Raw genomic sequence first — 12,475 nt, 5'->3', positions numbered from 1 at the left:
ATATCTAGCTTGCTTTAAGCTGAGCGACCAATCCGTATTTCGGCGCAAAGACCATGGCGACTAGGAATAAAAGCGTCATTAGCACGACGATACAGCCCCCTGTCGCCACGTCTAAATGATAGCTAACGTACACCCCTAAAATGCAAGATAAAACGCTGGTTGCTACGGAAATTGCCAGCATTCGATCGAAGCGATCGGTCAGTAAATACGCCGTTGCCCCTGGGGTAATTAACATGGCAATCACCAGCACAATTCCTGCCGTTTGTAAGGCCGCGACAATCGTTAATGCTAAGACCGAAAGCAGTGTATAGTACATCAACTGAGTATTCAATCCAATCGCCTTGGCATGATTGGAATCAAAACAAAATAGCAATAAATCTTTACGCCGAATTAGAATAATTCCCAGGGTAATAAATCCAGAAATTAAGGTTTGAATAATATCCCCTTGAGAAATTCCCAAAACATTGCCAAATAGAATATGGAATAAATCGATATTGCTGGGTATTTTCGTGGCTAAAACCAATCCAAATGCAAAGAAGCCCGTAAACACCACCCCAATCACCGCATCTTCTTTCAGGCGGGTTTTTGACTTGACGTAACCGATGGCAACGGTGGCCCCAAAACCAAAGAGAAACGCCCCCACGGAAAACGGAATCCCCACGGCATAAGCGACGACGACCCCCGGAACGACGGCATGGGAAACGGCATCCCCCATCAGCGACCAACCTTTGAGGGTGATGTAACACGATAGCACCGCACAAACGATGCCCACAAACGCGCTCACCCACAAAGCTTTGAGCATAAAGCCGTATTGCAGGGGGGCGCTAAACCATTCGGCTAAACCATTCATTTTTCTTCAAAACTCGATCGAGAATTAAGCCCAAATATAGCCTAAACTCGCGTAAGCACTCCGCAATCGGTATACTATCTCTACCCGCATCGAACGTAATGCCGTGCTAATTTTTACGGAATCCTTTGAAACCGACGGTAACGGAACTCGCTATACGACATCGGTTCCCGAATTTTCCGATGGGGTGGGTGATTTTTTTACCCGTACCGATGGTAGTAACATTGGTGGCGCTTACCAAGTCACAAATGGGGACGGGAGCTTTTTCTTTGCGGCTCAAGATCTCGATGGTGAGGGAGCAGCATCCGAGCAAACACTATCCTTTTCCGGAATCGATATCTCGGGTTTCACCAATCTAAACTTCAGCGCTCTGTTTGCAGAAGATGATGATGGAAACAACCAAGATTGGGACGATCCAGACTTTGTGCGGGTTGAGTATCAGATCGACGGGGGTGGCTTTGAGAATCTGTTTGCGATCGCCGAACTCGATGATGGCGACGCATTTAATCAAGAACCCGGTGTAGATACGGATTTCGATGGAGTCGCTGACGGCAGTGCGATAACATCGACCTTTACAGAGTTTAGCAGTGCGATCGCTGGTACGGGAACAAGTTTGGATCTGCGCTTTACCATCGATCTCGATGCTGGAGATGAAGATATTGCGATCGACAATATTCAGATCGCTGGGGATAGTCTGGCTGCCGATATTGCCCTATCCTCCCCAGCAATTGCCGCAGCTAGCGTCTTGCAAGGCACAACCGATCGCATCCTGTACCAGTTAGATTTAGCGGTTACAACTGCGGATGCCGAATTAACAAGCGCCACCTTTACCACTGGCGGAACTTACATCCCGGCTGACCTGGCGATCGATAGTTTTGAACTGTTTTACTCGATCGATCCGATTTTCGATGCGGGCGATACTTCTCTGGGCACCCAAGCCATTGTTGCTTCGGGTAATAATCTCAACTTCACTGGACTCTCGCAAACCATCAATCGCGACACCACAGGGACGTTATTCCTCGTTGCCGATATTGCGGCCGTTGCCACTGCAGATAATACGATTAATATTGCCGCCCCCGATCTTGGCGATTTTACCTTTACTTCCGCGAATCAGACTGGAACTCTCGTCGCCGGGGGAGTTCAAACCTTTGATGCCATCCCTGCGATCGCCGCTATCTCTTCAAATACGTCCGATGGAACCTTTGGCGTCGGCGATACCGTTGACGTGACCGTAAGTTTCTCAGAAAACGTTACCCTGGCTGGGGGCGATCTCACCATCAACCTCGATACTGGTGGAACCGTTTCCATTTCTCCCTTCGTCAATAGCAACACTGCGAGCGGAACCTATACCGTCGCTGCGGGGGAAAATAGCGCCGATCTCGATAGCAACAGTCCATTGGTACTTGCGAGTGGTGCGACATTTGAGGATGCAACCGGGAACGATGTCACTTTGCTCGTTCGTGCGGGGCAGTCTCTCGCGGATAATCGAGATCTCGTTATCGATACCACCGTTCCTGACACACCGAGTCCAGAACCCAACCCAGATCCCGATCCCAGTCCAGAACTCAACCCAGACCCCGATCCCAGTCCAGAACCCAACCCAGATCCCGATCCCACACCGAGTCCAGAACCTACACCCGGAACCCGTCTTATCCTCGGTCAACTTGAGGTTCTTCTCCCAGACTTCCCCATTGAGGGAACCTGCGGCAACGATGGTGATGATTTGCTTTTGGGAGATGAAACCGCCAATTTTTTATGCGGTTTGGGAGGCAACGACATCCTCGCCGGATTTGGAGAAGCAGACCGCCTCGATGGGAATGACGACAACGACCTGATTTTTGGCAATCGGGGAAATGACACGATCGATGGCGGTACGGGAGATGACCTCATTTTTGCCGGTCAAGATGACGACCTGGTTGTTGGTGGTGATGGCATTGATGTCATTGCGGCCGATATCGGCAACGATACGGTAGATGGTAATGCTGGAAATGACGTTCTCTTCGGTAATAGCGGGGCAGATGTCCTCGATGGCGACGATGGCGATGACGTGCTGTTCGGGGGACTCGATAACGACATCGTTCTCGGCGGTGCGGGAAATGATGTAGTCAGTGGTGATTTGGGAGATGACCTCCTGGTTGGCGGTGCGGGAGGCGATCGATTTGATTTCCGTCCTGGGGATGGTGTCGATGTGGTGACCGACTTTACCTCGGGGGTGGATATTATCGGTTTGAAGGAAGGATTGACCTTTGCAGATTTAACCCTAACTCAAGTGGCGGACGATACCCAAATTACCGCCACTGGACTGACGATAACCTTACAAGGAGTAGATGCAGGGGTTCTTAGTGCCGCGGATTTTGCTGTGGTTTAGGAAATCCCCGACTCGACGAGATGGCGATCGATTCCCACAATTTTCAGTGGCGATCGCCCTTTGCGCTTGAATGAGTTCGACGCTGAAACTCTTTTGGTCTCAATTCAATGTCACAATTCGCCAAACCGATCGTGTTCGAGTCTTGAATAAAAAGATTGTCGTACGATAAGTAGACATAGCTTCGCCCTGGATTTAAGTTTCTCACAGCCGGAAACCCCTGTCAATTCGTTGTCTAAATGACCCCATTCTCAATAAATTAGAGTAAAAAACCTCTTGGATGACCCAAAATTATCCAGGGCGATCGTTTTTCGAGATTGCATCTGCGTTCTGAGGGAACCCATTTCATTTGTATAGCGCTACGCGAAGCGGGAACAGGGAACGGGGAACAGGGAACAGGGAACGGGGAACAGTAGACTCTCAGAGAGTTTCAGGATTTAGAAATGTCCTAACTCATTCGCGTAGTGCTATACATAGCGTATTCAGTTTGGTGAGGACAGCGATACTAACCGCCAGTATCCTTCTCCCCCAGCTCCCGAGAGCTACCGAGGCTCCCCCCAAAAACCCTTGAAAAGTGTCGATCTATCACCTCAAACTCACAAAATCCAACTCACAACACTGCCGTTTTCACCGGTGTAACAGTCTCGATCGAGTCCTTCGATAGTGGGGTAACCGTTGGGCAATCGAGAATGCGGTAAACGGCGATCGGCTGCTGTTTGCCTTTGAGCATCAGTCGTCCCCAAGGTTCGACGCGAAATTGTTCCCCGAGGCGATCGAGGGTTTGCCCGGCCACGAGAATCCGACAAACGCCGGCTTGGCGATGTTTTTCGCAACTTTCCAGGCAGGAGGCAATATTCACGCTATCGCCGATAATGCTGTACTCCATACGCTCTCGACATCCCAAACTGCCGGCCACCACCGGTCCGGTAAAAATCCCCACCCGCATTTGAATCACCGGTAGCCCTCGCTGTTGCCAATCTCGATTGAGTTGTTTGAGACGCTCGCCTATGGCGATAGCGCAGGCGACGGCTTGGAAAGCATCGCGATCGATTTCTTCCCCGGTCGTGCGACGGACGGGTACGCCGAACGCAGCCATCACCCCATCCCCAGTAAATTTATTCACGACTCCCTGATAGGCTCGTACTTCTTCAGAGAGAACGCTCAGGTATTCGTTGAGCCACTCGAGTAATATTTCCGGTGGCATTTGTTCGGAAATAGTACTGAAATCTTTGATATCCGTAAAGAGCATCGTCGCCGTTAGCTTGGTGCCCTGAAGCCTGCCGGCTTCCATGAGTTCGGCGCGATGGTTCCATAATGCCCGAGCAATTTCTGGAGACGTATTTTGTCCCAACAGTTTCATCACGATGCCGTGCTGCTGCTGGGATTGGTAGGCGCGAGAGGCAATGCCTGCAGTTCCGGCGATGGCAGCAGCTGTCGCCGGGGCAACGAGGGGAACCCAAACCTGGTTTTGAAACAGGTAAAAGCTTGCGCTCGACAAAGCACCGGCAAGTGCCACACCGCTCGCGGCAAGCAGGAGAGGATGGCGAATTTTCCAGGTCATGAGACCGCTAGAGAGAGTCCACGCGAAAATCCAGATCCCTTCTGCCCAATTGGGGAAAAACCAAAACAAATGCTTTTCCCCTAAAGCCGCCTGAATAATTTGAGCGGTCATTTGAGCGTGAATGACAACGCCGGGAACTTTGGCGGTCTCGATCTCCCCTGCACTGTAGGGAGTGGCAAAGGTATCTCGAAGACTCGGGGCGGTCGAACCAATGAAAACAATTTTATTTTCAATGAGTTGGGGATCGACTCGACCGTGGAGAACGTCGCTGACGGAAACGCGGGGGGCAACGTTCTCGGGATTTTGGTAATCGAGCAAAATTTGATAGCCTCGGCTGTCAAGGTCGATGTAACTACCGGAGTCCGATTGCAGGGGAACGAATACTGTTTGACCGAGTTGGAGGAAGTTGGGATCGATCGGGCTGGGTTCTGGGGCAATTCCTTGATGTTTGAGGTAGGCGATCGCCAGTTGCAGGGAAAACGAGAATAGGGTTTCACCCTCGGGAGTCCCAGAAAACATCAGATTGCGACGCACGATATTATCGTCATCGAGGAGAATATCGTTAAACCCAATCTGTTCCGGTGGCAGGGTGGGGGGAGGCTTGACCCCTTCACTCTCAGCACCGATTTTGGTAATTCCCACGATATTGGGGGCGTTGAGTTCGGCGACGAGTGCTTCGTAGCGATCGCCTTGAGGCAAGTCTCGGTATATATCGAGTCCGATGGCTTGGGGGCGGTTCTTTTGAAGTTGGGAGAGCAGTTGTGCTAGAGTCCGATCTTCAAGGGGCCAACCCCATTCTTGCAGGTCGTCTTCAGTAATTGCGACAATCAGCGATCGTTCGTCGGGTGGTGCTGCCGGACGCAGTCGAACCATCCAGTCAAAGGCGAATAATTCGAGTTGCTCGAATCCTTGAAATTTGGCTAAACTCAACACCAAAAGGGTGACGATCGCACTCGATACAAAAGTCACCACAAATCTTAACGACTCCAGTTCGTTGCTCGTTCTTCGACTGAACCACTTCAAAATACTAAATCCCAATCTTACGCGCTTTATTTCAACTTTAGCTTTGCCAGAAACCGTTGGGCAAGATCGTGTATTTAAAGTTTCTTTGTCCGTAATTCTATCTCCCGAACGATACGGAGGTGAGAGTTTCCATCTCGTAGGTATATGCTTAAGTCTTTATCTGAACTTAATCAAATTGGGGTTGGCTCGAGAAGGCTTCGTCTTATATAATCGATCTTCAAATACATTAAGTTTGGGTTGCTCTCAAGAATCCATGTCTGATAAGTTTTTAAAGATTGGGTAAATATTTTCAGGATGCGAGTGACCCAAAAAATTATGAAAAATTACTTACAGGTCTTTACGAGTCTTTTCATCGCAGCACTTTCTTTAGGAACGGTTGCGATCGATGGCTCGTTCGCCTTTGAAGAAGATGCAGAATGCTTAGATATCGAGAATGAATTTTCCGATTGCAAGATAATTTTGCAGGATAACCTGCTCGAGATTGAATACGAAGATGATGAAGATGCCGAGTTAAGTCGAATTATCCCTCTCGATCGAATCACCTTTGCTGCTTCAACTCGATACTTTAAATCGGGATTTTTTGAATCCTCAGGTGTAGAATCGGGGATATTTTTTGACTATCTCGACGATGAAAATAAAACGCAAATGCAAGTCTTGGAAATCAACCCTCGAGAAGGGTTTATTTTTTTGAGCCTACTGCGAAATAATGGAGTTGAGGTGAACTGGAATTTACTGAATCAGTAACGACCTGTTGCAAAGTCTCGATCTACCGTCGGCGGTCATATCGCAGCAGTCAGAGTCATCGATCGGATCGAGGTTTTAGAGTGGGAAATGGCGGCATCGAATGAAGAATCGAGCGTCAATTTAATTGTGCTGTTGTCTGCCATTTTTGGTATGCGTCGAGGGTTCTCAAAAATAGAGCAGACAAACTTATAGCGCTTCGCGCAGGTTTATTTACACGAATCGAAGAAATCGGTTTTTTCCATTCCCCATTCCCCATGACTGAAAATGTGTAACGATACCGGCGCGAACGGCTATAGTTTTCATCTCAAGCTGACGTAAAATTACCCCAAACGAGCCGCTACAAACGGTTTGTCCTCAACGATTCGGCAGGGATTTTTTTCCAAGAGTATCGAGTGACAACCGCACGCTACACAGAACGTAATAAAACCAAATATGGTGAATGCCTAAAAGCTCACTTTGAGTATTATTAACAATCAACAGCAAAAGAAAGATAATCGGATAAAAAACGGATTCTGGCTCTCGAGTTTGACTCATATATTTAATCGCCAAACCAATATTGAGTAGAAACGACGCAATAAACAGAAACAAACCGACCATTCCCAAATCGGCAAATAAATCGATAAACCCATTGTGAGCGTGGTGTGCAACCCAACCATAGCCATCGGCTGCCACTTCATAGGCGGGATTCTCTTCTCCTCGCCAATCTTGCCAAAAGCCATTGAATCCATACCCGAGAATTGGACTGTCCCGGACGACTTTATCGATCGTTTTCGTCCACAGCGGTACGCGACCCGTGAGGGTCATATCTTTACCCAAAACATCGACCACGATATACTCTAAATTCTCTGTCACGATAATCGTCGTGCTGATGCTAATTGCCATAAACATGACAATGATGGCATAAGCCCACTGGAAGCTCAATCGCTTAATAAAACGAAGCATAAATAAAGCCGCAAACAGAGCGACTAACGTGACTTTTGCCCCGGCAGAATTTGTATTCTGCATAATCAGTAGCGAGATGAGCATCATCAAGATCGAAGGAACTCTTTGTTTGGGATTATTGACCGCCCAAACGTACCAGAAAACGGCATTCAACCCCATTAACGCACCCAAGGGGTTCGGGTGGGCTAAAACCCCCCGCCATCCTTTCCCCACCACTCCGACCGAAGGGACGGCAATCGAATAAATTAAACTCAATCCCGTAATAATGCCCGTACTCCATCGTAGCAGGGTGGCAATTTGCCTCCAGGTATATTTTTGAGCGATATGGGCAGCTAAAGTCGAAACAACAACTAGGGCTAAACTCGATTGCAACGTTATTCCCGGAAGCTCGGCCCAAAAGGCAGAAAATCCAACGAGTGCGAGTAATATTCCTAAAAATGGATTGGCGAATAAAGCTAAAAAGCTATAAAAAAAATCGCGAAACCAAAACTTGAGAATAAAGATTGAAATGCTATAGGTTCCAATTTTCAGTAACGCTGAATTTAGACTGAGATTATGCAGTTTAAAATCGCTCGGATGCAGCCAAACAAATGGCTTAATATTGAGATACGGAATGACCACTAAAATGGCAAGGCTCAGTCCGATCGCTAGGCGATCGGTCATTCCCGGGCGACTGGCATACTGAAATGCCAGCAAAATAAAAATGACGCCGACGCCCAAAATTAGACCCAAAAATATCGGATCGGCTAGAAGCTCTTTCACGATGTTACTCTCCTACGATCTGGCGACATTTAAATGCGAATAACCTCAAAGGGTGCGAGGTTGAAGTATACTGAGAATAAGCTCTTTGAAAAGGGGTGTCTGACCGAATTAGACGACACGAGCCATCTATCTTAACCTAACTTTTTGATGTAAGTTCGTAACCGACAGCGCAATGTTTTTGAGCGTATCTCGATGCCTCTTTCGATCGACTGCAAGTTTCACATTACTCACTCTTGCGATCGCCCCACATCCTAGTATGGCTCAAGTGCTACCGTACTTGGAAGAAGACCCGCCACCGCCACCGGTTCCCTCTCAACGGGCGGCTCGCACTCGTCGGGTCCAACCTGCATTCGATGAATACACCCTCGGTCCCGGGGATTTAGTGCAGATCGAAATTTTTGAAGCCCCCGAATATAGCGGCGAAGCCCAAGTCCTCGCCAACGGCATGATGGACTTACCCATCGGGGGACGAGTTTACGTCGAAGGTCTGACCATTCCCGAAGCCACCGATGTCATTGCCGCCGAGTACGTGCAGATTTTCCGATATCCTCTCGTTAGCGTCCGCTTATCGGGTCCGCGTCCGTTGCAAGTCACCATCGACGGAGAGGTCACTCAGCCGGGACCTTACACGATGGAAATCCCCCTCAAAGCCCAAGGCGGACTGCAGCGAGGCTTGCAATACCCGACGATTCCGGAATTAATCGAGTTGGCTGGTGGGGTCAGCCTCTCGGCCGATCTGACTCGGGTGGAAGTTCGCCGCAACTCCGATCGTGGCAAAGGGCCTTCGTTTTACATCGATTTGTTGGCCTACATCCAATCCGGTCCTCGGGGACAAGACATTACCCTCAGAGATGGCGATGCTCTCTTCATTCCCACCGCCAGCTCAATCGAGGAAAATCGGGTTCGCCAACTGGCCGCGACCAATTTTGCCGTCGCTGACGACTCCCCTCGCAGCGTGGTGGTGGTGGGAGCGGTCAATCGACCCGGTAACTACGTCCTCATTGGCGGACCGTCGCGATCGGAACTGAGACCGGGAGGATTGCCGACTCTGACGTTTGCCCTCGAACAAGCGGGAGGAATTGTCTATAATGCCGACGTTCGCCAGGTGGAAATTCACCGTATGACTCAGTCTGGAGGGGAACGGATTGAAGCGAACCTCTTGGAATTCCTCGAAACTGGCGATTTCGAGAACGATCCCATTTTGCAAAATGGGGATACGATCTTCGTTCCCCAACGTAATGAAACCGATCCCGGTGAGGTCGCACAACTGGCCAACGCCAGTTTTTCAGTTCCCATTGTCGTTTACGTGGTGGGAGAGGTCGATAAATCCCCCAGCATTCGCACCTTGGAAGTCCCAGCCAATACGACTTTAAACCAAGCGATTTTGCAGGCGGGGGGGTTCACCGACGATGCTAACCGCAACGAGGTGGAATTAATTCGCCTCAACCCCGATGGCACCGTGCGGCAAGATCCGATCGAACTCGACTTCGCGCGGGGTATTGATGAATCGGAAAATCCCCTCCTGCGCCCCAACGATATTATCGTTGTCAGCCGCTCGGGTTTGGCACGGGTCACCGATACCCTAGAGACGATCTTCAGCCCGGCCCCCGAAATCAATTCTTTTATGAGAACATTAGAAACCTTGGGAATTGTCGGCAATTGAGCCACACTCCTGCAGTCCATTCGGTTGCGCTCTATTTTGCAGCTTCACTCCCATACAGCGTCCCCATGAACTCCGACAACAATTCTCAAAGCGTTTTTCCCCAACGAAACGGCGATTTCCCGCCATCTTTATCCCAGAATCAATCGATCCCACAATCTCAAGGGGAAGAAGCCAACCTGGATATCGGTTGGTTGTTCGGTGTGGTGGTACGTCGAATTCCCGTAATGGCGATTGTTGCCATCGTCCTCACCGCTCTTTTTGGCGGGCTGATCGTGAACCGAAATCGGGGATTGCCGCCGCTGTACAAAGGGAGTTTTCGCTTGTTAATCGAGCCGATTTCCGCGGAAGGACGGCTGATGCGACAATTCTTGCTAGCTCAAGCATCGGGTACGGATTTGAGCAAAATTCGAATTGAAGAATCGGGACTCGTGGATTACGAAACTCAGATTCGAGTTTTAAAAAGTCCGAAGTTGCTGATGCCGATTTTAGAAAATACCAAAGCAGAGTATCCCAAACTCAACTTTAAATCTCTAAAAAAGAACCTCAAAGTCGATCGCATTAGCGTTGACATTTCCGGAAAAGAATTCGGCACCAAGATTTTAGAGGTGACCTATACCGATCCCGACCCGGACAAAATTCTCACGGTTTTAGAAGAAGCCTCCGAGCTCTACCTGGAATATTCTCTAGAAGAACGACTCACCAGCCTCACCCAAGGGATCGACTTCATCGACGAACAGCTTCCCATTTTGCAAGAGCGCGTCGATACCATCCAAACGCAAATCCAAAACCTGCGCCAGGAAGAAAACCTGATCGAGCCGTACCCGCAAGCCCAGGCGATGACTCAAGAAGCCAGTTCCCTCAACTTGCAACAGCTCGATAACCAAAAGGAACTCGCCCAAGCGCAGGCGCTCTACGATGGGTTGCAACGACAGCTGCTCGATGGCAACCCAATCGCCGTTTTGAGCGAAGATCTCCAGTTCCAGCAGCTGATTGCCGAAGCGCAAAAACTCGAAAGTAAAGTGGCGGGCGAGTCTGCTCGGTTGCAGCCCAATAGTTTGCCCATGCTCGCCCTGCGCGAACAACAAGCGGCGATGGATGCCCTGCTGCAACAAGAAGCCGAAGCCGTCCTCAATACCCTCGCCGATCGCATTAGCGCCCTCGAAGCCAGCCAACAAACGATTCGGCAAGCCGAAGCCAATCTCGACGCGCGAGTGCAACGCTGGCCGGTAGCAACGCGGGAATATGCCGACTTGCAACAAGAACTCGAAATCGCCACGAGTACCCTGACGGATTTTCTAAGCAAGCGAGAGGCTCTCAGCATTGATGGCGCTCAGCAGCAAATCCCGTGGGTACTCATTGCACCGCCGGCCATTCCCCAAAATGACCAAGAAAATTTCGTCCCCTCTGAGGTGCAGCAAACCAAACGTCAAATTGCGATCGCCGCCATTTTAAGTGCTCTGTTGGGAATTGGAGCGGGTTTTTTGGTGGAAGTTCTCCATACCGTGTTCCATCAACCTTCAGAAATTAAATCCGCCACCCGACTGCCCCTACTGGCAACGATTCCCAGAACGAAAAACCTCAAACGCACCCTGCGGAAATTATCCCAACCGACCCGCGAACCGGTGGCAGTTGCCGCTGCCGGACGGAGCGCATCTCGTTCGATTTGGAATTGGGGTTCTTCGAGTTCGGTTTATCAGAGGAACCCGTTTTCAGAAGCGTTTCGCTCTTTATATGCCAATATCCGCTTGCTGGGGTCGGAATCTTCCCTGCAATCTTTGACCGTGGCTTCGGCGATGCCGGGGGATGGGAAATCGGCGGTGGCGATATTTTTAGCGCAAACCTCTGCAGCAGCGGGTCTGCGGGTCTTGTTAGTGGATGCTGACTTGCGCTGTCCGAGCATTCACGAGCAGTTAGACTTGCCGAATCAAAAGGGGTTTAGTGACGTACTCACCAGCGACGAGGTGAGCCTCAACGATGCCATCGTCCAGTCAAAAATTGATGAGAATTTGTTTGTTCTTCCAGCGGGTCCGGTTCCCCCCGACTCGGTGAAGTTATTATCTTCGAATCGGATGCAGTACGTTGTCGAGCAGTTTAAAAGCTTTTTCGATTTGGTGATTTACGATACGCCACCGCTGCACGGACTCGCCGATGGTAATTTGGTGGGGGCACAAACCGATGGGGTGGTGATGGTGGTGGCGATCGAAAAAACCGATCGAAACTTGCTCGCTCGGGCTTTGGAAGAATTAAAACTCTCGGGCACCTCAATTTTGGGCGTGGTGGCCAACGGTGTTAAAACATGAGCCGCCTCGACGTGTCATCAAGATGCCGGAGGAAAAGGGTTAAAGGTTAAGGGAGAAGAATTTCATGACTTCGGTATAGAAATTGTCTGAATTTTTGATTTCTACCAGATGTTTAACATGTCATCGCTCGGCGAGATGGTATAGCAACCGCCAGGGCGGTTTAGGCATAAACTCGAAGTGGTGCTAACAATTCGTAGGCGATCGTTATCCTCATGCCCAAACCCTACAGTTACGACCTTCGCCAAAAAGTGATACTGGCGATAAAGCT

At 49.7% G+C, this 12,475-nt stretch carries 7 protein-coding genes; 4 read left to right on the top strand and 3 right to left on the bottom strand.

Going from position 1 to position 12,475, the window contains the following annotated elements; genetic code table 11:
• Positions 1 to 4 precede the first annotated feature (4 nt).
• The gene (locus AC2215_RS16500; protein WP_486811089.1) at positions 5 to 850 is read right to left on the bottom strand and encodes a metal ABC transporter permease; all 846 of its coding nucleotides are present in this window, start codon (positions 848 to 850) and stop codon (positions 5 to 7) included.
• A 103-nt stretch (positions 851 to 953) separates the two neighbouring features.
• Here AC2215_RS16500 and AC2215_RS16495 point away from each other — a divergent pair, with 103 nt between their 5' ends.
• Entirely contained in the window at positions 954 to 3,215 is a 2,262-nt protein-coding gene (locus tag AC2215_RS16495) for a hypothetical protein (protein WP_486811088.1), read from the top strand.
• Between the two features lie 607 nt (positions 3,216 to 3,822).
• Here AC2215_RS16495 and AC2215_RS16490 read toward each other — a convergent pair.
• Entirely contained in the window at positions 3,823 to 5,745 is a 1,923-nt protein-coding gene (locus AC2215_RS16490) for a CHASE2 domain-containing protein (protein WP_486811087.1), read from the bottom strand.
• A 366-nt stretch (positions 5,746 to 6,111) separates the two neighbouring features.
• On the opposite strand from AC2215_RS16490, the gene AC2215_RS16485 reads away from it, so the two are divergent.
• Positions 6,112 to 6,540, top strand: a complete 429-nt coding sequence (locus tag AC2215_RS16485) for a hypothetical protein (protein WP_486811086.1) — start codon at positions 6,112 to 6,114, stop codon at positions 6,538 to 6,540.
• A gap of 354 nt (positions 6,541 to 6,894) precedes the next feature.
• On the opposite strand, the gene AC2215_RS16480 is transcribed toward AC2215_RS16485, so the two are convergent.
• The gene (locus tag AC2215_RS16480) at positions 6,895 to 8,244 is read right to left on the bottom strand and encodes an O-antigen ligase family protein (protein WP_486811085.1); all 1,350 of its coding nucleotides are present in this window, start codon (positions 8,242 to 8,244) and stop codon (positions 6,895 to 6,897) included.
• 256 nt (positions 8,245 to 8,500) lie between these two features.
• On the opposite strand from AC2215_RS16480, the gene AC2215_RS16475 reads away from it, so the two are divergent.
• Positions 8,501 to 9,907, top strand: coding sequence for an SLBB domain-containing protein (locus AC2215_RS16475; RefSeq protein WP_486811084.1), 1,407 nt, complete (start codon positions 8,501 to 8,503; stop codon positions 9,905 to 9,907).
• A gap of 65 nt (positions 9,908 to 9,972) precedes the next feature.
• Complete coding sequence (locus AC2215_RS16470; protein WP_486811083.1) at positions 9,973 to 12,207, top strand: GumC family protein; 2,235 nt, start codon at positions 9,973 to 9,975, stop codon at positions 12,205 to 12,207.
• The last annotated feature ends 268 nt before the right edge of the window (positions 12,208 to 12,475 follow it).

The sequence above is a fragment of the Zarconia sp. genome (assembly GCF_057467645.1).
This window is presented reverse-complemented; position numbering and strand designations above follow the sequence as displayed.

Coding starts and splice junctions, on each gene's coding strand:
- AC2215_RS16485 (WP_486811086.1), top strand. CDS start 6,112: ATGAAAAATTACTTACAGGTCTTTACGAGTCTTTTCATCGCAGCACTT.
- AC2215_RS16500 (WP_486811089.1), bottom strand. CDS start 850: ATGAATGGTTTAGCCGAATGGTTTAGCGCCCCCCTGCAATACGGCTTT.
- AC2215_RS16470 (WP_486811083.1), top strand. CDS start 9,973: ATGAACTCCGACAACAATTCTCAAAGCGTTTTTCCCCAACGAAACGGC.
- AC2215_RS16475 (WP_486811084.1), top strand. CDS start 8,501: ATGGCTCAAGTGCTACCGTACTTGGAAGAAGACCCGCCACCGCCACCG.